This is a genomic window from Pseudomonas sp. zfem002, assembly GCF_032621685.1.
Classification (GTDB): Bacteria; Pseudomonadota; Gammaproteobacteria; order Pseudomonadales; family Pseudomonadaceae; genus Aquipseudomonas; species Aquipseudomonas japonica.
The window spans coordinates 189454-213321 of sequence record NZ_JAVYJH010000014.1 but is presented as its reverse complement, the minus strand read 5'-3'; the positions used below and the strand labels follow the sequence as shown (position 1 = coordinate 213321).

21 protein-coding genes are annotated in these 23868 nt (G+C 66.3%); 9 read left to right on the top strand and 12 right to left on the bottom strand.

What is annotated here, in order from left to right; translation table 11 throughout:
- The first annotated feature begins 217 nt into the window (after positions 1 to 217).
- Positions 218 to 1537 (top strand): Na+/H+ antiporter family protein, encoded by a 1320-nt coding sequence (locus tag RTI28_RS17610; protein ID WP_316921646.1) that lies wholly within the window; start codon positions 218 to 220, stop codon positions 1535 to 1537.
- 155 nt (positions 1538 to 1692) lie between these two features.
- Here the strand turns inward: RTI28_RS17610 and RTI28_RS17605 are convergent, their stop codons facing one another.
- From RTI28_RS17605 to RTI28_RS17595, 3 genes are all read right to left on the bottom strand, one after another.
- Entirely contained in the window at positions 1693 to 2709 is a 1017-nt protein-coding gene (locus RTI28_RS17605; protein ID WP_316921645.1) for a FecR family protein, read from the bottom strand.
- 186 nt (positions 2710 to 2895) lie between these two features.
- Complete coding sequence (locus RTI28_RS17600; protein WP_316921644.1) at positions 2896 to 4665, bottom strand: acyl-CoA dehydrogenase C-terminal domain-containing protein; 1770 nt, start codon at positions 4663 to 4665, stop codon at positions 2896 to 2898.
- A gap of 28 nt (positions 4666 to 4693) precedes the next feature.
- A complete protein-coding gene (locus tag RTI28_RS17595) occupies positions 4694 to 6316 on the bottom strand; it encodes an acyl-CoA synthetase (RefSeq protein ID WP_316921643.1) in 1623 nt (540 codons plus the stop codon).
- A 209-nt stretch (positions 6317 to 6525) separates the two neighbouring features.
- Here RTI28_RS17595 and RTI28_RS17590 point away from each other — a divergent pair, with 209 nt between their 5' ends.
- Positions 6526 to 8322: a PAS domain S-box protein gene (locus RTI28_RS17590; protein ID WP_316921642.1), complete on the top strand. Its 1797-nt coding sequence runs from the start codon at positions 6526 to 6528 to the stop codon at positions 8320 to 8322.
- A gap of 14 nt (positions 8323 to 8336) precedes the next feature.
- The gene (locus RTI28_RS17585) at positions 8337 to 8963 is read left to right on the top strand and encodes a response regulator transcription factor (RefSeq protein ID WP_042125594.1); all 627 of its coding nucleotides are present in this window, start codon (positions 8337 to 8339) and stop codon (positions 8961 to 8963) included.
- A gap of 80 nt (positions 8964 to 9043) precedes the next feature.
- On the opposite strand, the gene RTI28_RS17580 is transcribed toward RTI28_RS17585, so the two are convergent.
- Positions 9044 to 9364 (bottom strand): YqjD family protein, encoded by a 321-nt coding sequence (locus RTI28_RS17580; RefSeq protein ID WP_042125592.1) that lies wholly within the window; start codon positions 9362 to 9364, stop codon positions 9044 to 9046.
- Between the two features lie 132 nt (positions 9365 to 9496).
- Between RTI28_RS17580 and RTI28_RS17575 the strand changes: the two genes are divergently transcribed.
- The gene (locus tag RTI28_RS17575; RefSeq protein WP_316921641.1) at positions 9497 to 9763 is read left to right on the top strand and encodes a hypothetical protein; all 267 of its coding nucleotides are present in this window, start codon (positions 9497 to 9499) and stop codon (positions 9761 to 9763) included.
- Positions 9764 to 9766: 3 nt separating this feature from the next.
- On the opposite strand, the gene RTI28_RS17570 is transcribed toward RTI28_RS17575, so the two are convergent.
- Positions 9767 to 10240, bottom strand: coding sequence for an LEA type 2 family protein (locus RTI28_RS17570; protein WP_316921640.1), 474 nt, complete (start codon positions 10238 to 10240; stop codon positions 9767 to 9769).
- A gap of 191 nt (positions 10241 to 10431) precedes the next feature.
- On the opposite strand from RTI28_RS17570, the gene RTI28_RS17565 reads away from it, so the two are divergent.
- The 4 genes from RTI28_RS17565 to RTI28_RS17550 all read left to right on the top strand — a co-directional run bounded on the left by RTI28_RS17565 (position 10432) and on the right by RTI28_RS17550 (position 13743).
- The gene (locus tag RTI28_RS17565) at positions 10432 to 10725 is read left to right on the top strand and encodes a hypothetical protein (protein ID WP_316921639.1); all 294 of its coding nucleotides are present in this window, start codon (positions 10432 to 10434) and stop codon (positions 10723 to 10725) included.
- 24 nt (positions 10726 to 10749) lie between these two features.
- Positions 10750 to 11898 (top strand): PQQ-dependent sugar dehydrogenase, encoded by a 1149-nt coding sequence (locus tag RTI28_RS17560; protein ID WP_316921638.1) that lies wholly within the window; start codon positions 10750 to 10752, stop codon positions 11896 to 11898.
- 134 nt (positions 11899 to 12032) lie between these two features.
- Entirely contained in the window at positions 12033 to 13142 is a 1110-nt protein-coding gene (gene zapE / locus RTI28_RS17555) for a cell division protein ZapE (protein WP_316921637.1), read from the top strand.
- 10 nt (positions 13143 to 13152) lie between these two features.
- Positions 13153 to 13743, top strand: a complete 591-nt coding sequence (locus RTI28_RS17550; RefSeq protein WP_316921636.1) for a DinB family protein — start codon at positions 13153 to 13155, stop codon at positions 13741 to 13743.
- On the opposite strand, the gene RTI28_RS17545 is transcribed toward RTI28_RS17550, so the two are convergent.
- The 5 genes from RTI28_RS17545 to RTI28_RS17525 form a co-directional block, all read right to left on the bottom strand.
- Positions 13733 to 14167, bottom strand: coding sequence for a YqaA family protein (locus RTI28_RS17545; protein ID WP_316921635.1), 435 nt, complete (start codon positions 14165 to 14167; stop codon positions 13733 to 13735). The two genes, RTI28_RS17550 and RTI28_RS17545, sit on opposite strands and share 11 nt — an antisense overlap.
- 75 nt (positions 14168 to 14242) lie before the next feature.
- The gene (locus tag RTI28_RS17540) at positions 14243 to 16030 is read right to left on the bottom strand and encodes a monovalent cation:proton antiporter-2 (CPA2) family protein (RefSeq protein WP_316921634.1); all 1788 of its coding nucleotides are present in this window, start codon (positions 16028 to 16030) and stop codon (positions 14243 to 14245) included.
- Positions 16031 to 16158: 128 nt separating this feature from the next.
- On the bottom strand, positions 16159 to 16587 hold the full coding sequence (locus tag RTI28_RS17535; RefSeq protein WP_316921633.1) for a DUF411 domain-containing protein: 429 nt from the start codon (positions 16585 to 16587) through the stop codon (positions 16159 to 16161).
- Positions 16588 to 16723: 136 nt separating this feature from the next.
- A complete protein-coding gene (locus RTI28_RS17530; protein WP_316921632.1) occupies positions 16724 to 17614 on the bottom strand; it encodes a copper resistance protein B in 891 nt (296 codons plus the stop codon).
- The gene (locus RTI28_RS17525; RefSeq protein WP_316921631.1) at positions 17607 to 19328 is read right to left on the bottom strand and encodes a copper resistance system multicopper oxidase; all 1722 of its coding nucleotides are present in this window, start codon (positions 19326 to 19328) and stop codon (positions 17607 to 17609) included. Before RTI28_RS17525 ends, RTI28_RS17530 begins: the two co-directional genes overlap by 8 nt.
- Before the next feature lie 158 nt (positions 19329 to 19486).
- On the opposite strand from RTI28_RS17525, the gene RTI28_RS17520 reads away from it, so the two are divergent.
- Positions 19487 to 20233, top strand: a complete 747-nt coding sequence (locus tag RTI28_RS17520) for an SDR family oxidoreductase (RefSeq protein ID WP_316921630.1) — start codon at positions 19487 to 19489, stop codon at positions 20231 to 20233.
- Between the two features lie 79 nt (positions 20234 to 20312).
- Here the strand turns inward: RTI28_RS17520 and RTI28_RS17515 are convergent, their stop codons facing one another.
- On the bottom strand, positions 20313 to 22382 hold the full coding sequence (locus tag RTI28_RS17515) for a PAS domain-containing sensor histidine kinase (RefSeq protein ID WP_316921629.1): 2070 nt from the start codon (positions 22380 to 22382) through the stop codon (positions 20313 to 20315).
- A gap of 56 nt (positions 22383 to 22438) precedes the next feature.
- Positions 22439 to 23848, bottom strand: coding sequence for a GntR family transcriptional regulator MpaR (mapR, locus tag RTI28_RS17510; RefSeq protein WP_042125561.1), 1410 nt, complete (start codon positions 23846 to 23848; stop codon positions 22439 to 22441).
- Positions 23849 to 23868: the final 20 nt, after the last annotated feature.

Below are 23868 nucleotides of genomic sequence, written 5' to 3'. Positions count from 1 at the left end.
GCACCTGTTTCTTTATTCAAACAGTCAATTGAATTGCGCCGTTTTCGGTCATTCAGGCGACCCTCGCACCTCTATGGAGCGTTGTACTTTGACAACGGGGGAGGGCTGCTTCAGAGTGTGCGCCTTCCAAAAAACATACCGTCAATCGGCCATTGCCTGAGGGCAAATCTGTCGCCGACGCTGTCGCTTTTTCTTCGTTTCAAGGGGTTCGCAGAGAATGAATGCAGTCATTGCCGCGGTCGGCATCATGCTGATACTGAGCCTGTCCCGCGTGCATGTGGTCATCGCCCTGATCATCGGCGCGCTGGTGGGTGGGCTGGTCGGTGGTCTGGGTATCGAGGGCACGCTCAAGGCCTTCAACGGCGGTCTGGGCGGCGGTGCCACGGTGGCGCTGTCCTATGCCTTGCTTGGCGCCTTTGCCGTGGCCATCGCCAAGTCCGGCCTGGCCCACGCCCTGGCCGATCGCGCCCTGGCGATGTTCCATGGGCAGAGCGAAGCCCGGGGCGTGCGGGTCAAATGGCTGCTGGTCGGCCTGATGCTGGTGGTGGCGATTTCCTCGCAGAACATCCTGCCGATCCATATCGCCTTCATTCCCCTGCTGGTACCGCCACTGCTGTATGTCCTGACCCGCCTGCAGATCGACCGGCGCCTGGTGGCGTGCGTCATCACCTTCGGCCTGATCACTCCCTACATGTTCCTGCCGGTGGGCTTCGGCAACATCTTCCTGAATGAAATCCTGCTGGCCAACGTGGCCCGCAGCGGTGTCGACGTCAGTGGGGTGAACGTCACCCAGGCCATGGCCATTCCCGCCGCGGGCATGCTCGTCGGGCTGCTGATCGCGGTGTTCTTCAGCTATCGCCGCAAGCGGGTCTATGACCTGGAAAAGATCGAGCAGGTCGAGCAGGTGGCGGTCAGCTACAACCCCCTGACCCTGGTCGTGGCGGGCTGTGCCATTGCCGCGGCGTTCATCATCCAGTTGTGGCTGGACTCGATGATCATCGGTGCGCTGGTCGGGTTCCTGATCTTCTCGGTGTCCGGCATCGTGCGCTGGAAGGACACCGACAGCCTGTTCACCGAGGGCATGAAGATGATGGCGATGATCGGCTTCATCATGATCGCCGCCTCCGGTTTCGCCGAAGTGATGAAGGCCACCGGCGAGGTCAAGACCCTGGTGGAAACCTCGGCGGCCTGGATCGACCACAGCAAGGGCATCGGCGCCCTGCTGATGCTGCTGGTGGGGTTGCTGGTGACCATGGGCATCGGCTCGTCGTTCTCCACCGTGCCGATCCTCGCGGCGATCTTCGTGCCGCTGTGTGTGCAGTTGGGCTTCGATCCGATCGCCACCGTGTGCATCGTCGGTACCGCGGGTGCCCTGGGCGATGCCGGCTCGCCAGCCTCGGACTCGACCCTGGGGCCGACCTCGGGGCTGAACGTCGATGGCCAGCACCACCATATCTGGGACACCGTGGTGCCGACGTTCATCCACTACAACCTGCCGTTGCTGGCGGCGGGGTGGGTGGCGGCGATGGTGTTGTAAAACCCGGTTCCTGGCCGACAGAAATCCCTGTAGGAGCTGGCTTGCCTGCGAAANGACCGCGCAGCGGTCCCCGATAGCGGTGAGGTCTGGGACCGCTGCGCGGTCCTTTCGCAGGCAAGCCAGCTCCTACGGGGGGCGCATTGAGGGGAGGGGCTTCAGCCCTTCTTCGGCGGTGGCGAAATCCGGTTCAGCACCGTATCGCCATTCTTGTCCTGGGTCAGATACACCGGCAGCACCTTGGGCAAGGTGCGCACCAGGCGCTTCACGTCGCCGGTGTTGTAGATCCCGCTGATGCGGACACTGCCAGTGCTTGCGTCGGCCAGGCGCAGCGGGTTTTCCAGGTAGCGGTTGATCAGCGGCAGGGCCTGGTCGAGGGTCAGGTTGTCGATCACCAGCTTGCCGTTGCGCCACGCCAGGCTGCTGTCGCTGGCGTAGGTCTGGTTCAGGCTCGGCTCCAGGTCGCCGGCCTTGTAGCTGGCCTGCATGCCCGGGCCGAGGCGATAGCCGCTGCCGAGCTTGAAGCTGTCGCTGCTGACCAGCACCGAGCCTTCCACCAGGGTCACCTTGACCTGGTCCTGGTACTTCCACACGTTGAACTGGGTTCCGGTGACCTGGGTCTGGCCGCTGCCGGCGCGCACCACGAACGGGTGCTGCAGGTCATGGCTGACCTTGAAGAAGGCCTCGCCCTTGCTCAGGACAACGCGGCGCTCGTCCTTGAAGCGCAGGTAGCGCAGGGACGTGCCAAGGTTCAGCTCCACCTCGCTGCCGTCCCCGAGGGTCACGGTCCGGCGGCTGTCGCTGCTCTGCTCCGATTGGTAGTCGTTGGGCAACCAGCCCTGTTCCCAGCCGACCCAGCCGGCCAGTGGCAGGGCCAGCAGGGTGATCACCGCCGCCGACGCATAATGGCGCGCACGCTGCGGTTGGGGCTTTGGTTTCACCGGCAGTTGTAGGATCTGCGCAGGGGCGGGAGGGCGCGGCAGGTGGTCGGCGGTGATCCAGATTTCCTGCATCGCTTCGAATTCCTGGCGATGCAAGGGGTTGGCATTCAGCCATTGTTCGAACTCGGCGTGTTCCTCGACGGTACAGTCGTCAGCGTGCAGGCGCATGCACCAATGCGCGGCGGCATCGGTGATGGCATTGAGTTCGGCATCGCTGGGGCTGACCTGATTCATTGAAACTCCCGGTTTTGGCCATTCTACCCTTGGCAGGCAGGCAGCAGGAACCAAGATCATGGCGAATCACTATCAGTTGTAAGATTTATTTGCAGGAAACCCCCTGCAAAATCGATTTTTCCCGCACAAACCGACCAAAGGTCGGCAGATCATGGCAAACCGTGTGGCTTGCCATGTCCCGCTCACTCAGAACTGCTCGGCCTCGAGCCCGAACAGGCTATCGCTGCCCGCCTGGATGCTGGCCTGCAAGGACAGTGCCCGCGGCAGCAGGCGGGCGAAGAAGAACGCTGCCGTGGCCAGCTTGGCCTCGTAGAAGTCCGGCTCGTCGGCACGCCTGGCCAGGGCGGTAGCAGCCATGCGCGACCACATGTAGGCGTAGCTCACGTAGCCGAACAGGTGCAGGTACTCCACCGACGCCGCACCGACCGCGTTGGCATCCCGGGTGGCCTGTTCACGCAGCCACTGGCTGGTGCTCTCCAGGCGTTGCAGGGCGTCCAGCAACGCTTCGGCATGGGGCGGCGCGCTGGCGCAGAAGGTGCGGATTTCTGCCGCCAGCAGGGCCAGGGACTGACCGCCGTCGGCCACCACCTTGCGGCCCAGCAGGTCGAGGGCCTGGATGCCGTTGGTGCCTTCGTAGATCTGTGCGATGCGCACATCGCGCACCAGTTGTTCCTGGCCCCATTCGCGGATGTAGCCGTGGCCGCCGAACACCTGCTGGCCGAGCACGCAGCTTTCCAGGCCGGTGTCGGTGAAGAACGCCTTGGCCACCGGGGTCAGCAGCGCCACCAGGCGTTGCGCCGCCTCGCGGTCGCCGGCGTCCTCGGCGTACTTGGCGCTATCCAGCTGCTGGCCGACGTAGGTGGCGAAGGCACGTCCGCCCTCGGTCAGGGCGCGCATGGTCAGGAGCATGCGCCGCACATCGGCGTGGACGATGATCGGGTCGGCGATCCGGTCCTGCGCCTGTGGGCCGGTGGCCGCGCGGCTCTGCAGGCGATCCCGGGCATAGGCCACCGCGCTCTGGTAGGACGCCTCGGCGCAGCCGATGCCCTGGATGCCGATGGACAGGCGCTCGTAGTTCATCATGGTGAACATCGCCGCCAGGCCGCGGTTGGGCTCGCCCACCAGGTAGCCGACGGCGCCGTCGAAGTTCATCACGCAGGTGGCGGAGGCCTTGATGCCCATCTTGTGCTCGACCGAGCCGCAGCTCACTGCGTTGTCCACGCCCAGGCTGCCATCGTCGTTGACCATGCGCTTGGGCACCAGGAACAGCGAGATGCCCTTGGGCCCGCTCGGCGCGTCCGGCAGCCTGGCCAGGACCAGGTGGACGATGTTCTCGGTCAGGTCCTGGTCGCCGCCGGTGATGAAGATCTTGGTCCCGCTGATGGCGTAGCTGCCATCGAGCAGCGCTTCGGCCTTGCTGCGGATGATGCCCAGGTCGGTACCGGCGTGGGGTTCGGTCAGGCACATGGTCCCGGCCCATTCACCGCTGTACAGGCGCGGCAGGTACAGCGCGCGCAGTTCGTCGCTGGCATGGGCGTCGATGGCCAGGCAGCAGCCGGCGCTCAGCGCCGAGTACAGGCTGAAGCTGCAGTTGGCGGCGTAGAGCATTTCCTCGAACTGCACCGCGAGCATCTTCGGCATGCCCATGCCGCCGTGCTCGGGGTTGCCCGCCAGGCCGACCCAGCCGCCGTCCTTGTAGGTGCGCCAGGCCTCCTTGAAGCCGTCCGGCGTGGTGACCTTGCCCGCGTCGAAGCCGACCCCCTGTTCGTCGCCGCTGCGGTTGAGCGGGGCGATCAGCTGGCCGGTGATCTTCGCCGCTTCTTCGAGGATGGCGTCGGCGGTCTCGGCATCCACCGCGGCGGCCAGGGCCGGCAGGCGTGCCCACTGGGCCGGGCCCTGGAACACTTCATGGAGGACGAAGCGCATGTCGCGCAGCGGGGCATTGAATTCAGGCATCGTGTTTCTCGCAAATAAGGAAGAGGGATCAGAGCGCCTTGGTCCAGTCGCGCAGCAGGTACTTCTGGATCTTGCCGGTGGAGGTCTTCGGCAACTCGCGGAAGACCACGGTCCTGGGCAGCTTGAAGCCGGCCAGGTGTTCGCGGCAGAAGGCGATGATCTCGGCTTCGCGGGTGTCTTCGTAACCGGCCTTCAGGGTGATCCAGGCACAGGGGGTCTCGCCCCATTTCTCGTCCGGACGGGCGACCACCGCGGCCTCCAGCACCGCGGGGTGGCGGTAGAGGGTGTCTTCCACCTCGATGGTGGAGATGTTCTCGCCGCCGGAAATGATGATGTCCTTGAGCCGGTCCTTGATCTCGACGTAGCCGTCCGCATGCCACACCGCCAGGTCGCCGGTGTGGAACCAGCCGCCGCGGAAGGCCTCGGCGGTGGCCTCGGGGTTCTTCAGGTAGCCCTTCATCACGGTGTTGCCGCGCATGAAGATCTCGCCCAGGGTGTTGCCGTCGCGCGCAACCGGTTCGAGGGTCTGCGGGTCGGCGACCATCAGGCCCTCCAGGGTGGCGTAGCGCACGCCCTGGCGCGACTTGATCCGCGCCCGTTCCTGCAGCGGCTTTTCATCCCACTCGGCATGCCAGGCGCACACGGTCACCGGGCCGTAGACCTCGGTCAGGCCATAGACGTGAGTGACCTTGATGCCCATTTCCTCGACGGCGCCGATCACCTTGGCCGGTGGCGCGGCGCCGGCAACCATGGCGTTGACCGGATGGTCGATCGCCGCCTTGGCCGAGTCCGGCATGTTGATCAGTGCGTTGAGCACGATCGGCGCGCCGCACAGGTGGCTGACCTGGTGCTCGCGGATCAGGGTGAGGATCTTCTGCGGATCGACGCGCCGCAGGAACACATGGGTGCCGGCCAGGGCGGTGACGGTCCACGGGTAGCACCAGCCGTTGCAGTGGAACATCGGCAGGGTCCACAGGTACACCGGGTGGTTGCCCATGGCCCAGGTCATCTGGTTGCCGAGGGAGTTGAGGTAGGCGCCGCGGTGGTGATAGACCACGCCCTTGGGGTTGCCGGTGGTGCCGGAGGTGTAGTTCAGCGAGATCGCCTGCCACTCGTCCTCGGGCCACTGCCAGGCGAATTCGGGGTCGCCCTCGGCGAGGAAGGCCTCGTAATCCAGCTCGCTGACCGCGCAGCCTTCGCCGTACTCGGGATCGTCCACATCCACCACCAGCGGCGGATGGCTCATCAGTTGCAGGGCGGCGCTGATCACCTTGTGGAACTCGCGGTCGGTGATCAGTACCTTGGCTTCGCCGTGTTCCAGCATGAAGGCGATGGCTTCGGCGTCGAGGCGCACGTTGAGGGCATTGAGCACCGCACCGATCATCGGTACGCCGAAGTGCGCCTCGAGCATGGCCGGGATGTTCGGCAGCATCACCGCCACCGTGTCGCCCTGGGCGATACCGCGACCGGCGAGGGCACTGGCCAGGCGCCGGGAGCGCTGGTAGGTTTCCCGCCAGTTGCGCCTGATCGAACCGTGGATCACCGCGGGATAGTCGCCGTAGACGGCGGCGGTGCGTTCGATGAAGCTCAGCGGGGTGAGGGCGACATGGTTGACGGGGGCGGGCTGCAAACCCTGGGAGAAGATAGACATACAAGCGTGGTCCTGTGCAGGAGGCAGCCCACGCCGAAGCGTCTGCTGAAACCTCCGATGGCTGATTGTTAGCTCTGATCAGGTTTCATGGAACGGGCTCACGGGGTGCCGGTTCCGGTGGTGCAATTTTTACGCTGTTCGCCATGTTACATGGAAGATAGACTATAGCAATATGGTATAAGTACTATAAAAATAGCGGAGCCATTGCTGTGACCTCGATTCCCTCGGCCTTGCTCGACAAGGACCCGCAGCCTTCGTTGCTGCTCGATGCCGGTGCCGTCCTGCGCGCGGCCAACCCGGCCATGCTCGCCGAACTCAACGGCTGGCCGCCGCAGAGCCTGGCGCTGCTGCTGCCGGCCAACCATGCCGCGCTGGTCAGCGCCTGCCTCGGCCAGCAGCGGGCGATCAGCGACGTCGAGAGCCAGGCCGGTGAGCGCATCCTGCTGTGGACTTTCATTCCCGCCGGTGCCGACCAGGTCATCGCCCGCTGCCGCGACGCCACCGGCGAACGCCGGGCCGAACGCGAGGCGGCCCAGGCCCGGCGCCTGTACCGGTTGATCACCGAGAACACCACCGACCTGATTTCCCGGCACACCCCCGACGGTTGCTTCCTCGATGCGTCGCCGGCCTCGTACCGCCTGCTCGGCTACTGGCCGGAAGAGCTGCGTGGCGTCGCGGTGCAGTCGCTGCTGCATCCCCACGATAGCCGCCAGTACCTGGCCCTGGCTTCGGCGGCGCTGGAGCGCGATGGCTACCAGACCATGACCTGCCGGCTCCGCCATCGCGATGGCCGCGACCTGTGGTTCGAGATCGCCAGCCGGGCCATCCGCGAAACCTATACCGGTGCGGTGGTGGAGATCGTCAGCGTATCGCGGGATATCAGCGTGCGCATCGAGGCCCAGGAAAACCGCCGGCGCCTGGCCGAGGTGGTGGAGGCCAACACCGACCTGGTGCTGTTCACCGACCCGGACGGGCGCCTGACCTACCTCAATGCTTCGGCGCGCCGTGCGCTGGGCCTGACCGATGTGCAACTGGCGCCACGCCTGCGCGAACTGCTCGATGGCGAGGCCTTGCAGCGCCTGGATGCCGAAGGCTGGCTGTGCGCCGAGCGCGAGGGCGTCTGGCAGTGCGAGGCGCGGCTGGCACCGTACCCTGGCGGCGCGGCATTTCCGGTCTCGCTGGTGTTGCTGGCGCACAGCGCCGCCGGCGGCGAGCGCTACTACTCGCTGGTGGCCCGCGACATGACCGAACGCGAACTGCGCGAGACCCAGCAGCGTCGGCACCAGGACGAACTGGCCCATACCGCGCGCCTGGTGACCCTCGGCGAACTGGCCTCGGGGATTGCCCACGAAATCAACCAGCCGCTGGCCGCGGTGCTCAACTATGCCGCCGCCAGCCAGCGTTACCTGCACGCCCTGGAGCGCGATCCGCAGGCCGCCGGCCGGGTCGCCCAGGGCCTGCAGCGGATCAGCGAACAGGCGACCCACGCCGCCGAAGTGATCAAGCGCCTGCGCGCCTTCCTGCGCAAGGAGCCGCGGCGTCTGCAGGCGCTGTCGGTGGCCGCGGTCGCCCGCGAGGCGGTGCGTCTGTGCGCGTGGGAGGCCAATCAGGCGCAGGTGACGATCGAGCAGCGAATGACGGACAATCTGCCGCCGGTCTACGCCGACCGTGTCCTGCTCGAGCAGGTGCTGCTCAATCTGCTGCGCAACGCCATCGATGCCAATCGCGAGCGCCAGCCCGGGCAGCCGTCGCGGGTGCTGCTGTGTGGCGAGCAGGAAGGCGCGCGCCTGCTGATCCGGGTGATCGACCAGGGGCCAGGGGTGGCGCCGGAGCAACTGGACGGCATCTTCACGCCGTTCACCACCAGCAAGCCCGAAGGGCTGGGCCTTGGCCTGAGCATGAGCCGGAGCATCGTCGAAGGCTTCGGCGGCACCTTGTCGGCCAGTCCGGGCGAGGGTGGGGGATTGATTCTGAGCTGTCGGCTGGCGCCGGCGGCGAGTGTTTGAACAAGGGGATTTTGATGCAGGATCCGAAGGTCTATGTGGTCGACGATGACCAGGGCATGCTCGACTCCACGGTCTGGTTGCTCGAGTCGGTGGGCCTGGAGGCATTGCCATTCACCAGCGGCCAGGCGTTTCTCGACGCCTGCGAGGGCGACCTGCCGGCCTGCGTGCTGCTCGATGTGCGCATGCCCGGCATGGGCGGCCTGAGCGTGCAGGAGGCGCTGCGGGCGCGGGGCATCGACCTGCCGGTGATCTTCGTCAGCGGGCATGCCGACGTGCCGATCGTGGTGCGCGCGTTCAAGGCCGGTGCCTGCGATTTCATCGAGAAACCCTACAACGACCAGATGCTCCTGGACAGCGTGCAGGAAGCCCTGGGGCGCTCGTCGAAAGTCCAGGTCGGCAGCCGCCAGCGCGACGCCGTGCAGGCGCGCATCGACAGCCTGACCCCGCGCGAGCGCGATGTCTTCGTGCCGTTGGTGCAGGGCTATACCAACCGGGAGATCGCCGAGCAACTGGAGGTCAGTGTGAAGACCGTGGACCTGTACCGCTCGCGGGTGATGAAGCGCATGCAGGCCGAGCATCTGCCGGAACTGGTGGGGATGGCGATTGCCTGTGCGGTGGTGGACCCGCTGCAACTGCGCTGATTGAGCGTGGTGGACCCATTACCCCCGTAGGAGCGGGCAAGCCTCGCTCCTACGGAGGAGGGCGGTGGCGGGCCTGCGTTTCAGGGGCGCCGCCCCAGCAACAACCCGATCACCAGGCCGAACCCCGCCGAGATCGCCACGGTCTGCCACGGATGCCCGCCAATGTAGTGCTCGGTGGCATCCACCACCGGCCTGGCCTTGTCGCGCACCGTGCCCACCGCGCGGCTGGCCTGCTTCAGCTTCAGTTGCAACTGCGCGCGCAGGGTCTCGGCGTCCTCGCCGACCAGCGCGGCGCTGTCGTTGAGCAGTTTTTCCGATTCTTCGATCAGCGCCTGCAACTCGCTGAACGCCTGGTCCTTGATCTGCTCGCTGTCGCTGTGCTGCGTGGTTTTCCTGGCCATCTACGCTTCCTCGAAGAAATGATCGATCGTCCTCAATGGATGCCCGCTCGTACGGAAAGTTGCAGCGGTTTGCCGGGCATCGGCGGCTACAGTGTAAGATAACGCCCATTTTCAAGTGGCAGGAATTACCCCATGAGTTTCAATCTGGCCAACAAGAGCTTTGCCGAACGGGCCGAGATCGAAGACGAAAAATCCCGGCTGTTCGAGCTGTGGCAGACCAACCTGGCCAAGGCCAAGGGCGAAGCCGCCCGGCTGATCGGCGAGAAGCCGCGGCGCAAGGGCAAGTGGGCGGAGTGGGTACGTGCCGAGCTGGACGGCATGGCGCCACCGGAGTACGCCAACATGGTGCGCAGCGAAGTCAACAAGCTGATGGCCGCGGCGAGCGCCAGCAAGGCCTGATCGTCAGCGCGGCAGTTCGAAGGTGCCGCGGTCGTGGAAGCGCATGCTGCCGAAGGCGCCGCCAGCCAGCTTGCCGCGCACCTCGTAGGGCATGCCGTCGAGGCTGCTCATCCGGCTCAGGCCCAGGGCCTGGCGCAACACCGAAAACGCCGTGATGCTCACGGGCACCGTCAGCACTTGCTCGCTGAAGCGGCCGATGCTGCCGCGCTGGTCGCTGACCCCGGCCGCCAGCGGCTGGCCGTTCACCTCCAGGTTCAATGCCAGGCCATCGAATTCGATCGGCGTTTCATTGGGGTTCTGCACCCGCAGTTTCACCGCCATGCGCAATTCCAGGTCCTGGCCGGGCAACGGCTCGATACCGATCACGCTGATGTTTACCGGGTCCCGCCCCTGGAACAGCGCGCAGGCCGACAGGGTCAGCACTAGCAGCAGGCCTAGGGTATTGCGCAGCGCACGCGAAAAAAGGTGGGCGGGCATGGGCGGGATCTCCAGCAAAGCGTTGTCCCGGAGTGTGGCAAATGCACGGCGACAGCGAAAGCCGAACACTTGGGCAACTCTTTCCCCTGTAACAAAATGAATCACCTGCGCCGGTCGTGGCGCTTTCTGCGCGAACCTCTCGCGGCTTAGGCTATCCAACCGTTGAGATGCCACTGTGCGGGAGGTGCTCCATGTCACGACGAATCCTGGCCGCGGCCCTGCTCCTGGCGCTCGGCAGTGGCCTGACGCTGAGCGCGGGCGCCGGTGATCCGCGCAGCGGTCCGATCCGCGAGATCAATCCCAACAGCCAGCAAGGCAGCGTCCCCGCCACGCCGCCCGTGCGCGGCCCCTCCACCCAGCCCGACACACGTCTGCCGACCCTCGAAAACCGCGGCATCGGCAATGGCGACAACCTGCGCCGCGAACAGCGCCCGCCGCGCCTGGAACCCATCCGTCCACCCCGCGACTCACAGCGTGCGCCGTGATCGCGCCTCAGAAAGGAATCCCGCATGATCTCACGCGCCTGGCTGCTTGCCTTCGCCACCGCCGCACTGCTGCCCTCGATCGCCCACGCCGCGCCTGAACGGACCTTCCCCAGCGAGGAGGGCACGCTCAAGGTCGCGACCCTGGCCGAAGGCCTGAAGCATCCCTGGGCCCTGGCGTTCCTCCCGGACGACCAGGGCATCCTGGTCACCGAGCGCCAGGGCAACCTGCGGGTGATCGCGGCCGAGGGGCGAGTCGGTGCGCCGTTGAGCGGCGTGCCGGAGGTCTGGGCCAAGGGCCAGGGCGGCCTGCTCGATGTCGCGCTGTCGCCGACCTTCAAGGAGGACCGCCTGGTGTATCTGTCCTACGCCGAGGGCGGCGGCGAGGAGGGCAAGGCCGGTACCGCGGTGGGCCGCGGACGGCTATCGGGCGATCTGACCCGGCTGGAGGATTTCAGGGTGATCTTTCGCCAGGAGCCGAAGCTGTCCACGGGCAACCACTTCGGTTCGCGCCTGGTGTTCGACCGCGACGGCTATCTGTTCATTGCCCTCGGCGAGAACAACCAGCGTCCCACCGCCCAGGACCTCGACAAGCTGCAGGGCAAGGTGGTGCGCATCCTGCCCGATGGCGAGATTCCCAAGGACAATCCCTTCGTCGGACAGCGCAACGTGCAGCCGGCGATCTGGTCCTACGGCCACCGCAACCAGCAGGGCGCGGCGCTCAATCCCTGGACCGGGCAGTTGTGGACCCACGAGCATGGTCCGCGTGGCGGTGACGAGATCAATATCCCCAAGCCCGGCAAGAACTACGGCTGGCCGCTGGCGACCCATGGCATCAACTACTCGCTGACGCCGATTCCCGAAGCGCAGGGCAAGGAGGTGCAGGGCACCGTGGCGCCGCATCATGTCTGGGAGAAGTCCCCGGCGATCAGTGGCATGGCGTTCTACGACGGCGGGCGTTTCAAACCGTGGGACCACAATCTGTTCATCGGCGCGCTGGCGGCGCAGGAAGTGATTCGCCTGGAACTGAAAGGCGACAGGATCGTCCATGAAGAGCGCCTGCTCGGCCAGTTGAATGCCCGTATCCGTGATGTGCGGGTAGGGCCGGACGGGTTTCTCTATCTGCTGACCGATGACGAGGATGGGCAGTTGTTCAAGGTCGGGTTGGCCGAGTAGTTATCGGGGCTGCTGCGCAGCCTTTCGCGAGCGGAGCTCGCTCCTGCTGGATCCGCGCAGCATTGCGCCCAAATCCTTACACAATGCAAGGCATTCCTGGGTTACCCTGTGCCCTTTTTCCCACAGGGCCCTTCATGTCCAGCGATACCCCCCTGGCGCTCTACCAGCAGGCCATCGGCGAACGGGGTTTCGTCGTCGATCCCGCCCAGGAAACGGCTGTCGAAGCCTTGCAGGCCTGTTTCGACGCCGTGCGGAGCGGCAGACCCGCGCCGGGCGTGTACCTCTGGGGCCCGGTCGGCCGGGGCAAGACCTGGCTGATGGACCAGTTCCACCGCTGCCTGAGCATCCCCGCGCGGCGCCAGCATTTTCACCACTTCATGCGCTGGACCCACCAGCGCCTGTTCCAGCTCAACGGCACCGCCGATCCGTTGCGGGCGCTGGCCCGGTCACTCGCCGACGAGATCCGCGTGCTGTGTTTCGACGAGCTGTTCGTCAACGATATCGGCGACGCGATCATCCTGGGCCGCCTGTTCCAGGAGCTGTTCGAAGCCGGTGTGGTGGTGGTCGCGACCTCCAACCAGCCGCCGCGACAGTTGTACGCCGATGGTTTCAACCGTGAACGCTTCCTCCCGGCCATCGCCGCCATCGAGGCATCCATGGCGGTGGTGCCGGTCCACGGCGAGCAGGACCACCGCCTGCACCCCGGCGCTGGCCAGCAGCGCTACTGGTTGCGCCAGGCGGACCAGCCCTGCGCCCTGGCGGCGCTGTTCTACACGCTGAGCGGCGATCAGCCGTGCAGCGCTGCCGACCTGGCCGTCGGTTACCGCAGCGTGCAGGTCATCCGGCGCAGCGAAACGGTGCTCTGGTGCGACTATTCGCAGCTGTGCGAACAACCCCTGGCAGCCATGGAGTTCATGGCCCTGTGCGAGCGTTTCGAGGCGATCCTGCTCAGTGCCGTGCCGGCCCTGGGGGCGCCGCGGCAACCGGGACGGATCGCCCGTGGCACCGAGGATGGCATCGAACGGGTGGTGGCCGGCGATCGCGAATTGCCGCAACTGTCGCCGAAGGACAACGGCGTGCGCCGCTTCATCGCGCTGGTCGACGAATGCTACGACCAGCGCGTGGCGCTCTATCTGGAGGCCGAAGTTCCCCTGGAAGCGCTCTACACTCAAGGGTATCTGGAGTTCCCGTTCCGACGGACACTCAGCCGTCTGCGGGAAATGCAATTGCAACGTTTCCGCTGAGGACGTGCACATGAGCGAGCCACTGTCGCACCACCTGCTGACCCTGGCCTACAACAATGCCTGGGCCAACCACCGCCTGTACAAGGCCTGCCGGCAACTGAGCCGCGACGAGTTCGTCGCGCCGCGTTGCAGTTTCTTCCCGTCGATCAAGGCCACCCTCAACCACCTGCTCACCGTCGACTGGTTCTACCTGCAGGCGCTGGAGTGCGAGCTGCGCGGCGAGCCCGCGGACGAAGAGGCCGGGCGTTTCTTCGAGCCGCAGGAGCCGTTCGACGACGCCGAACAGCTGCAACGCGAACAGGCGCAGAGCGACCGCCGCCTGATCGCCTATTGCAGCCAGTTGCGCGATGACCAGTTGCAGCGCTATGTGAGCATCGTGCGCCCCGAACGGGTCCAGCGCGACCAGCGCCTGCGCCTGCTGGCGCATCTGTTCGAGCATCAGATTCACCACCGCGGCCAGGTTCACGCCATGCTCGCGGAGACCGACGTGCGTCCGCCGCAACTGGACGAGTTCTTCTGCGAGGAAGAAGCCCACCTGCGTGCCCAGGATTTCGCCGAGCTGGGCTGGACCGAGGCGATGATCTGGAAAGTCAGTGGCTGAACCAGCCCAGGGTGATCAGCGCCAGCACCAGGTAGCGTGCGCCCTTGGCGATCGTGACCAGCAGCACGAAACGCCAGAACGGCTCGCGCATGATGCCGGCGATCAGGGTCAGCGGGTCGCCGATCAGCGGCATCCAGCTCAGCAGCAGCGACCACTGGCCGTAGCGTCGATAGCGTTGCTGCGCCTTGTCCAGTTGCGCGGCGGAAAACGGGAACCAGCGCTTGTCGCGCCAGCGTTCGATGGCCCGGCCGAGCAGCCAGTTGACGATCGAGCCCAGGACATTGCCCAGGGTCGCCACCAGCAACAGGCTGGCCAGCGCCCCTGGCTCATGCAGCAGCAGGCCGACCAGCACGGCCTCCGATTGCAGCGGCAACAGCGTGGCGGCGCCGAAGGCGGCGAGAAACAGACCCCAGTAGCTCAGCACGGTATGGGCAACATCATTTTCCAAAGGCCTTGTAGGATATTTCTCGCTGCCCGGCGCAGCCAGCGCCGATATGCATCACGGCGTATCCGACTCGAACAGGCGTTGCAGTTCCACCCGGGCTTCCTTGGCCGTCTGCATCACCTTGTCCTTGTCATCGCGGACCCGACCCTGGGCCGCCAGCACCTCCTCGTCATGCCGGGTGAAACGGCGAATCCGCTCGTCCGCCTGCTGCTCGCTCAAACCCAGCCCGACCAGGGCCATGCGGCTCATCTCCAGGCTGGAGTGGAAGGTCTCGCGAATCGGTTCGGCACCCACGTCCACCAGCTTGTGCACGTGCTGGCGGTTGCGCGCCCGGGCCAGCACCTTCAGGTGCGGGTACAACTGCTTGACCCGCTCGGCAGTGCGGGTGGTCGCCTCCGGATCGTCGGTGGTGATGACCAGGTACTCGGCCTCGCCAACCTTGGCCGCATGCAGCACTTCGGCACGCTGCGGATCGCCGTAGAACACCGGTGCTTCTTCGAACAGGCGGGTCATCTCGATGGCATCCACCGAGGTGTCCAGGGCGATGAAGGGAATCTGCTGCGCCCGCAGGATGCGCGCGACGATCTGGCCCATGCGGCCCATGCCGACGATCACCACCCGCGGCGCATCGCCGGCGATGACCTTGTACTGCTCGGGCACTTCGCGGGGCGCCGGCGGACGCTTGACCAGTCGCGCGCAACCCAGCAGCAGGAGCGGGGTGATGGCCATGGACAGGGTGATGGTCATCAGCAGCAGGTCGTAGGTCTGCGCATCGAACAGGCCCTGGTCGCGGCCCAGCTTGAACACCACGAAGGCGAACTCGCCACCGGCGGCCAGGACCACGCCGAGACGCAGGGCGTTGAGGGTGTTCAGGCCACCGGCGAAGCGCCCGACCAGCATCAGCAGCACCAGTTTCACCGCGACCAGCAACAGGGTCAGGCCGATCAGCAACAGCGGCATGTCCAGCAGCAGGCGCAGGTTGGCGCCCATGCCCACGCTGATGAAGAACAGGCCCAGGAGCAGGCCCTTGAAGGGTTCGATCTGCGATTCCAGTTCGTGGCGGTATTCCGAGTCCGCCAGCAGCAGGCCGGCGAGGAAGGCGCCGAGGGCCATGGAAATTCCCGCCTGTTCCATCAGCCAGGCAGTGCCGATCACCACCAGCAGCGCGGTGGCGGTGGAGACTTCCGGCAGGCCGCTGCGGGCCACGATGCGGAACAGCGGTCGCAGCAGGTAGCGCCCGCCGACGATGACGATGGCGATGCTGGCGAAGACCCGCAGGCCATGGCCCAGGCTGTCGCCGTGGCTGGTGTCCGGGCCCGTGGCGGCGAGCAGCGGGACCAGGGCGATCAGCGGAATCGCGGCGATGTCCTGGAACAGCAGGATGGCGAAGGCCAGGCGACCGTGCGGGGCGTTGAGCTGCTTGTTTTCGGCCAGGCTCTGCAGGCCGAACGCGGTGGACGACAGGGCCAGGCCGAGACCGAGGACGATTGCCGCCGGCAGCGACTGGGCGAAGCCGAACAGGGCGATGCCGCCGATCACCGCGCCCGTCAGCAGGACCTGGGCCAGGCCGACGCCGAACACCGATTTGCGCATCAGCCACAGGCGCCGTGGCGACAGTTCCAGGCCGATGATGAACAGCAGCAGGACCACGCCCAGCTCGGAAATGTGCGCGACGCTCTGGGTATCGCGGATCAGTCCCAGGGCCTGCGGGCCGATGACCACGCCGGCGAGCAGGTAGCCGAGCACGGCACCGAGTTGCAGGCGCTTGGCCAGGGGCACGCTGATGACGGCGGCCAGCAGAAAGATCACCGCGGTTTGCAGAAGGCTGCCTTCGTGTGGCATCGCTCGGACTCCATGAGCTGCGGGGGCAGCGTTGAAAAAGGAGCAGGCATTCTGCAGGCGCGACCGGATTCAGACAATCCAGGTCGGGAAAGACAGATTGTCCCCTTGGCAGGGACAATCCGGTCTGATCAGTAGCGCGCCACCACTTCGTCCTTGCCCTCGGCGGTCAGGCCGATGACCTCGTAGGCGTCCTTGTGATCGCCCATTTCCATGCCCGGCGAGCCCATGGGCATGCCCGGCACGGCGATGCCCTTGAGGTCCGGGCGCTTGCCCAGCAGGGCAATCTGTTCGGCCGGGACGTGGCCTTCGATGAACTGGCCGTTGAGCACGCCGGTATGGCAGGAAGCCAGGCGCGGGGCGACGCCGAGTTTCTGCTTGACCGCGCTCATGTTCGGCTCGACATGGTCGTTGACCGTGTAGCCGTTGTCGCGCAGGTGGGTGATCCACTCCTTGCAGCAGCCGCAGTTCGGATCGCGGTAGACATCGATGGTCTGGCCGGCCTGGGCCAGGCTGCTCAGGGCCAGCAGGCCGAGGGTGATCAGGTTCTTCTTCAGCATAGGTATCTCCTTTGTATTTCAGGCTTGGGACCGCTTTGCGGTCCTTCGCGGGCAAGCCGCGCTCCTACGGGGCCGGCGACTTCCTGGTAGGCGCGTGGCTTGCCCGCGAATGGCCGCAAAGCGGCCACCCTCATGGTCAGAATCTCAATCGAACCCCCGCCACCCAGCGCGTCTGGCCGATATCGCCGGCTTCGTCGCGGATCAGCTCGGCGCTACTGCCATAGGCCCGGTTGAAGCTGACCCCGACATAGGGCGCGAACCCCGGCGTGATCTCATAGCGCAGGCGCAGCCCCGCTTCACTGTCCGACAACCCCGCGCCCTGGCTGCGGCTGCGGTCGTCACGCCCATGGAGGTTCAGTTCCAGGCTCGGCTCCAGGCGCCAGCGTTGAGTCAGGAGGATAGCGTAGGCGGCCTCCAGGCGCAGCGCGGTCTGTTGTCGCTCACCCGCGTACAGCGTGGCTTCCAGCTCGAAGTTGTACAGCGGCGTGCCCTGGATACCGAAGGCGGCCCAGGTCTGGCCGCTGGCCGGCTTGAAGTCCTGGCGCACACCCGCGACCACCTCCCACCACGGGCTGACGGCATGCCCCCAGAGCGCCTGCAACTCGGCCTTGTGCGTGCGGCCCTGTTCCCGTTCGCCTTCGCTGCGCAGCCACAGGCGGTCGATATCGCCGCCGATCCAGGCGTTGCCGTTCCAGTTCAGCGCGCTGCTGTTTTCGAAGTTCTGGTACTCCAGTTGCTCGACGGTCACCGCCCAGTTGATCTGCCGGTCATGCACCTGGTGCCCGGGCAGCGGCGGGAAGGCGGCCTGGCGGTCGGCGTCGGTGATCGGTCTGAGCGGTGTGCGCGGCGGCTGCGCGGTGGTCGTCATGCCGCCGTGATCCATGCTGGCATGATTCATCGCGCCGTGGTCCATGCTGCCGTGGTCCATCGTCGAATGGTCCATGGCCGCTGCGCGCAACTGCTCGCTACCCAGCAACAGCAGCAGGGCGAGACCGCCGAGCAGGGGCCGGTTGAGTCGTTCATTCATCGACGCGCACCTCGCGGAACATGCCGGTCTCCATGTGGTAGAGCAGGTGGCAGTGGTAGGCCCAGCGGCCCAGGGCATCGGCGCTGACCCGGTAGCTGCGGCGGCTGCCTGGCGGCATGTCGATGGTGTGCTTGCGTACCTGGAAGCGGCCGTGCTCGTCCTCCAGGTCACTCCACAGGCCGTGCAGGTGAATCGGGTGGGCCATCATGGTGTCGTTGACCAGGGTGATGCGCAGGCGCTCGCCATAGCGCAGGCGCAGGGGCTCGGCGTCGGAGAAGCGGATGCCGTCGAACGACCAGGAAAAACGCTCCATGTGTCCGGTCAGGTGCAGTTCGATCTCCCGTCCCGGCTCGCGGCCGTCGGGATCGGCGAAGGTGCTTTTCAGGTCGGCGTAGGTCAGCACACGGCGGCCGCTGTCGCGCAGGCCGAGACCGGGATCGTCGAGCTTGGCCGTGGGCATCATGGTCTGCATGTCCACCAGCGGGTTGCCGCTTTCCGAGTGCGGATGTCGTTGCATGCCCGGCATGGCGTGGTTCATGCCGGCCATGCTGGCGTGATCCATACCCGCCATGGCGCCGTGATCCATGCCCTGCATGTCGCCATGGCCCATGTCCGCCATGCTCAGTCGCGGCCGCGGATCCAGCGCCGGCACCACGGCGCTCAGGCCGGGCGCGCGGGCCAGGGTGCCGCGGGCGTAGCCGCTGCGGTCCATGCTCTGGGCGAACAGGGTGTAGGCCGGGGCATCGCCGACGCTGACCAGCACATCGTAGGTTTCCGCCACCGCCAGGCGCAGTTCGTCCACCGTCACCGGTTGCACCGGCTGGCCGTCGGCGGCGATCACCGTCAGCTTCAGGCCGGGAATGCGGAAGTCGAAATAGGTCATCGCCGAGCCGTTGATCAGGCGCAGGCGCAGGGTTTCGCCGGGCTGGAACAGGCAGGTGAAATTGCCTTCCGGGGCCAGGCCATTGAGCAGGTAGGTGTAGGTGGCGGCGCTGACATCGGCGATGTCCGTGGGCGTCATGCGCATCTGCGCCCATTGCCCGCGTTCGGCCAGGGTCGCGCTCCAGCCGTCGCGGGCGACGTCGTCGATGAAGTCACCGACAGTGCGTTGCTGGCGATTGAAGTAGTCCGCCTGCTTCTTCAACTGCGCCAGCAGGGCCGTGGGTTGCTCGTCGCTCCAGTCGCTGAGCAGGAGCACGCAGTCGCGCTGGTAGACGTGGGGCTCCGGGGTCTTCGGCTCGATGACGATGGCACCGTAGACGCCGGCCTGCTCCTGCAGCCCCGAGTGGCTGTGGTACCAGTAGGTGCCGTGTTGCTCCAGGGTGAAGCGGTAGAGGTAGTCGCCGCCGGGCTCGATACCGGCGAAGCTCAGGCCCGGCACGCCGTCCATGTTGGCCGGGAGGATGATCCCGTGCCAATGCAGCGAGGTGCTTTCCTCCAGGCGGTTGCGCACCCGCAGGGTCACCGTGTCGCCTTCGCGCCAGCGCAGCACCGGGCCGGGCAGGCTGTCGTTGATGGTCAGCGCGGTGCGTGGGGTGCCGGTGATGTTCACTGCGGTCTGGCCGATGAACAGCTCGAAATGCTGGCCGTCCAGTTCGGCGAAATCGTGGGGACCGCGGGCCCAGGCGTGCGGGCGCCAGAGACCGAGGCCGCCGAGGGCGCCGGCGGCGGCCAGGCCCTTGACGAAGGTGCGTCGGGAGGGAAGGTGAGGCATAGGGCGTCGTGTCCATCAACAGGGATGGCACGACCTTATTCTGATAGTCCTGTCAGAAAGCTGAGTAGTGAATTACAGATTTGTCAGCTGGCGTCGCAGGCTTTGCGCCAGCTGCGGACTGCGCTAGCCTTGCGCGGTTGAATACCAGTGGGGTCGTCATGGACAAGGTCATCATCATCACCGGAGCCAGTCGCGGCATCGGCGCCGCCACCGCGCTGCTGGCCGCGCGCCAGGGTTACCGGATCTGCATCAACTATCACGCCGACGACGCCGCGGCCCAGGGCGTACTGGCCCAGGTCCGTGAGCTGGGCGCCAAGGCGATTGCCGTGCGCGCCGACGTCAGTGTCGAGGACGAGGTCATTCATCTGTTCAACCAGGTCGATCACGAGCTGGGCCGGGTCACCGCGCTGGTCAACAACGCCGGGACCATCGGTCAGAAGAGCCGGGTCGAGGAAATGTCCGAGTTCCGCCTGCTGAAGCTGATGAAGACCAACGTGGTCGGGCCGATCCTCTGCGCCAAGCACGCCCTGGCGCGGATGTCGACGCGGCATGGCGGCAGTGGCGGCAGCATCGTCAACGTCTCCTCGGTGGCCGCACGCCTGGGCTCACCCAACGAATACGTCGACTACGCCGCCTCCAAGGGTGCCCTGGACACCTTCACCCTGGGCCTGGCCAAGGAAGTGGCGGGCGAGGGCGTCCGCGTCAATGCGGTGCGGCCGGGGTACATCTTCACCGGCTTCCATGCCCTGAGCGGCGATCCGGAGCGGGTCAGCAAGCTGGAGCCGAGCATCCCGATGGGCCGCGGCGGGCAGGCCGAGGAAGTCGCCGAGGCGATCATCTGGCTGCTGTCGGACAAAGCGTCGTATTCGACCGGGAGTTTCATCGATCTTGGCGGCGGGCGCTGAGACGCTGTAGCGAAACGTCAGGTTCCCTCACTGCTGCCACACCTGCTGCGCCGTAGCGCAAATCGGTGTGGCAGCAGCTTCAGCCCCGATCCCCCAGCATCTGCTCCACCCGCAGCACCAGCGCTTCCAGCCCGAACGGCTTGGTCATCACGCTCATCCCCGGCGCCAGTTGCCCGTCGCTCAGCGCGGCGCTTTCGTCGTAGCCGGTGATGAACAGCACCGGCAACCCCGGGTGCACCAGACGCAGCGCTTCCGCCAGCTGCTTGCCATTCAGCCCGCCGGGCAGGCCGATGTCGCTGATCAGCAGGTCCGGTGGCGGCCCGTTGCGCAGCGCCGGCAGGGCGGTCACGCCGCTGTCGTAGACATCGACCCGGTATCCCGACTCCTCCAGCACCTCGCCAATCACCATGCGCAGGGTTTCCTGGTCTTCCACCAGGACGATATGCACGCCACTGCCCTGGACGGCGAGGGGTGTCGCGGCGCCCGTTGCCTGTTGCGCCGCCGGCTGTTGATGATGCCGCGGCAGGTACAGTTCGATGCGCGTGCCCTTGCCCGGTGCGCTGACGATGCGCAGTTGCCCGCCGGACTGGCGCACGAAGCCGTAGGCCATCGACAGGCCGAGCCCGGTGCCCTGGCCCAGCGGCTTGGTGGTGAAGAACGGATCGATGGCCCGTGCCGCCACCTCGGCGGACATGCCCAGGCCGTTGTCCGCGACACTCAGGCGCAGGTAATGCCCGGCGGCCAGGTCCAGCGGCGGCCCGCGTTCTTCGTCGAGGCTGAGGTTCTCGATATGGATGTCGATCAGTCCACCACCTGGCAGGGCGTCCCGGGCATTGATGCACAGGTTGAGCAGGGCGCTTTCCAGTTGCGGCGGGTCGATGAAGGTCGGCCACAGGTCGTCGGCGAAATGGCTGCGCACTTCGATGGACGGACCGACGCTGCGGCAGATCAGTTCCTGCATGTCGCTGATCAGGCTGCCGACGTGGGTCGCCTGGGGCAGCAGGGTCTGCTGGCGGGAGAACGCCAGCAGCCGATGCACCAGCGAGGCGGCTCGCTGGGCCGAGCCGCTGGCGGCGTCGAGCAGCGGGCCGAGATCGGCATGGCGCTCCTGCTGCAGGCGCTGGCGCATCAGCTCGTGGGCACCGAGGATGCCACCGAGCAGGTTGTTGAAGTCATGGGCGATACCGCCGGTGAGCTGGCCCACCGCTTCCATCTTCTGTGCCTGGCGCAAGGCTTCCTCGGCGCGCAGCAGACGCTGCTGTTCCGCGACCCGGGTGCTGATGTCATAGGCGAACAGGTAAGCCCCGCGCAGCGTGCCGTGCTCGTCATGGAGGACATTGAAGCGCTGCTCGTAGTGCCGGCGGCGTTCGCCGCTGCCGAACTCGCCGGTCTCGATGAACGCCTCGCCGGCCAGGGCCCGGCGCCACAGGGCCAGGCCGCGGGCGCAGTCGGAGGGATGGCGACGCAGGGTGTATTCGACGCGGTCGCCGATCGTGGGGGCTTCATCGTAGAGGTAGCGGAAGTCGCGCAGCGCCTGCTGGTTGATCGCCATCCAGCGCAGGTCGGGGCTCACCACCTGGACGCAGGCGACGCTGTTGTCCACCAGCTTGGCCAGCAACTGGCGCTCGGCCACGGTCTGCAGGACGCGCTGTTCCAGTTGCTCATTGAGTTGTTGCAGGGCCTCCTCGGCGCGCCGGCGTTCGGTGACGTCCTTGAACAGCACGGCGACCTGGCGACGTTCGAGCGGTTCGATGCGGAAGGTGGTGACCGAGAGGACGCGGCCGGTGGCCACCAGTTCCTGTTCGAAGTGCAGCGGCTCGCCGGTACGCAGCACCGCGCCGTAGCGGGCCACCCAGTCGTCGGCCTCGTCCGGTACCATTTCCCGCAGTTTCTGTCCGACCACGTTGGGGATGCCGGCATGCCGCGCATAGGCGGCGTTGGCCAGGACGTGGATGTAGTCGCTCAACGGGCCGTGGGGGCCATCGAAGAACTCGATGACACAGAAGCCCTCGTCCATGGTGTCGAAGAGAAAGCGGTAGAAGTCTTCGTCCAGCGGCTGCTGCTGTGCCAGTTGTTGTTCGAGGGCAGCATTGCGCTGTTGCAGCTCACGCAATTGCAGGCGCAGTGAATCGAGTTCGCTGGAAGGCATGGAAAAGTCCGAACGCAAGCCAATGCCGCCACTTTAGACCGACGGCTGGCTGGCGGCTAGAAAGAACGTACGATCCTTCCCAGGGTCTCCATGGCTTTTTCCGACTGCTCGCTCCACGGGCTGCCGTAGTTCAGGCGAATGCAGTTACGGAAGCGCCGGGTCGGCGAGAAGATCGGCCCCGGGGCGATGCTGATGCCCTGGGCCAGGGCCATCTGGAACAGCTTCAGGGAGTCCATGCCTTCCGGCAGTTCCAGCCAGAGGAAGTAGCCGCCGGAAGGATGGCTGACCCGCACCGTCGCCGGAAAGTAGCGGCCGATTGCGGCGAGCATGGCGTTCTTCTGCTCTTCCAGGGCATAGCGCAGACGCCGCAGGTGGCGGTCGTAGCCGCCGTGCTGGAGGTAGTCGGCGATGGCCGCCTGGGCCGGCATCGAGGCGCACAGCGAGGTCATCAGTTTCAGGCGCTCGATCTTCTGCGCGAAACGCCCGGCGGCGACCCAGCCGATACGGTAGCCCGGGGCCAGGCTCTTGGAAAACGAACAGCAGTGCATCACCAGGCCTTCGCTGTCGAAGGCCTTGGCCGGCTTCGGCGCCTGCTGCGCGTAGTACAGCTCGGCGTAGACGTCGTCCTCGATCAGCGGCACCTGGTGCTGGCGCAACAGCTCGACCAGGGCGCGCTTCTTGTCCTCCGGCAGGCTGGCGCCCACCGGGTTCTGGAAGTTGCTCATGCACCACACGGCCTTGACCGGATGCCGTTCCAGGGTCTGCGCCAGCACGCCGAGGTCGATGCCTTCGCGCGGGTGCACGGGAATTTCCACGGCCTTGAGCTTGAGCCGTTCCAGCACCTGCAGGCAGGCATAGAAGGCCGGGGCTTCGATGGCCACCAGGTCGCCCGGCTCGGTCACCGCCTGCAGGCACAGGTTCAGCGCTTCCAGCGCACCGTTGGTGATCAGCAGTTCCTCCATCGGCAGCATCAGCCCGCCGACCATGTAGCGCAGGGCGATCTGCCGGCGCAGTTGCGGATTGCCGGGCGACAGGTCGGTGACCACCATGCGCGGGTCCATGTCGCGCGTAGCGCTGGCCAGGGAGCGGGCCAGGCGCTGCAGGGGAAACAGCGCCGGGCTGGGGAAGGCCGAGCCGAACGGCACGGTGTGTGGATCCTTGATCGACTCGAGGATGGAGAACACCAGCTCGCTGACATCCACCTCGGTGGACTCGCTGGCCGGCTCGCCGATCTGCGGCTCGCTGAACGGCCGCGGGGCATGGGCGTTGACGAAGTAGCCCGAGCGCGGCCGGGCGCGGATCAGTCCGCGGCGTTCCAGCAGGTAATAGGCCTGGAACACCGTGGACGGGCTGACCCCGTAGGTCTGGCTGGCGTAGCGCACCGACGGCACCCGTTGCCCGGGGCCGAGGACCCCGGTGTAGATCAGTTCGGCAATGTCGTCGGCGAATTTCTCGTAGCGTTTCATCATGGCTCTGCAGGTTCGGC

Coding starts and splice junctions, on each gene's coding strand:
- RTI28_RS17610 (WP_316921646.1), top strand. CDS start 218: ATGAATGCAGTCATTGCCGCGGTCGGCATCATGCTGATACTGAGCCTG.
- RTI28_RS17605 (WP_316921645.1), bottom strand. CDS start 2,709: ATGAATCAGGTCAGCCCCAGCGATGCCGAACTCAATGCCATCACCGAT.
- RTI28_RS17600 (WP_316921644.1), bottom strand. CDS start 4,665: ATGCCTGAATTCAATGCCCCGCTGCGCGACATGCGCTTCGTCCTCCAT.
- RTI28_RS17595 (WP_316921643.1), bottom strand. CDS start 6,316: ATGTCTATCTTCTCCCAGGGTTTGCAGCCCGCCCCCGTCAACCATGTC.
- RTI28_RS17585 (WP_042125594.1), top strand. CDS start 8,337: ATGCAGGATCCGAAGGTCTATGTGGTCGACGATGACCAGGGCATGCTC.
- RTI28_RS17580 (WP_042125592.1), bottom strand. CDS start 9,364: ATGGCCAGGAAAACCACGCAGCACAGCGACAGCGAGCAGATCAAGGAC.
- RTI28_RS17575 (WP_316921641.1), top strand. CDS start 9,497: ATGAGTTTCAATCTGGCCAACAAGAGCTTTGCCGAACGGGCCGAGATC.
- RTI28_RS17570 (WP_316921640.1), bottom strand. CDS start 10,240: ATGCCCGCCCACCTTTTTTCGCGTGCGCTGCGCAATACCCTAGGCCTG.
- RTI28_RS17565 (WP_316921639.1), top strand. CDS start 10,432: ATGTCACGACGAATCCTGGCCGCGGCCCTGCTCCTGGCGCTCGGCAGT.
- RTI28_RS17560 (WP_316921638.1), top strand. CDS start 10,750: ATGATCTCACGCGCCTGGCTGCTTGCCTTCGCCACCGCCGCACTGCTG.
- zapE (WP_316921637.1), top strand. CDS start 12,033: ATGTCCAGCGATACCCCCCTGGCGCTCTACCAGCAGGCCATCGGCGAA.
- RTI28_RS17550 (WP_316921636.1), top strand. CDS start 13,153: ATGAGCGAGCCACTGTCGCACCACCTGCTGACCCTGGCCTACAACAAT.
- RTI28_RS17540 (WP_316921634.1), bottom strand. CDS start 16,030: ATGCCACACGAAGGCAGCCTTCTGCAAACCGCGGTGATCTTTCTGCTG.
- RTI28_RS17535 (WP_316921633.1), bottom strand. CDS start 16,587: ATGCTGAAGAAGAACCTGATCACCCTCGGCCTGCTGGCCCTGAGCAGC.
- RTI28_RS17530 (WP_316921632.1), bottom strand. CDS start 17,614: ATGAATGAACGACTCAACCGGCCCCTGCTCGGCGGTCTCGCCCTGCTG.
- RTI28_RS17525 (WP_316921631.1), bottom strand. CDS start 19,328: ATGCCTCACCTTCCCTCCCGACGCACCTTCGTCAAGGGCCTGGCCGCC.
- RTI28_RS17520 (WP_316921630.1), top strand. CDS start 19,487: ATGGACAAGGTCATCATCATCACCGGAGCCAGTCGCGGCATCGGCGCC.
- RTI28_RS17515 (WP_316921629.1), bottom strand. CDS start 22,382: ATGCCTTCCAGCGAACTCGATTCACTGCGCCTGCAATTGCGTGAGCTG.
- mapR (WP_042125561.1), bottom strand. CDS start 23,848: ATGAAACGCTACGAGAAATTCGCCGACGACATTGCCGAACTGATCTAC.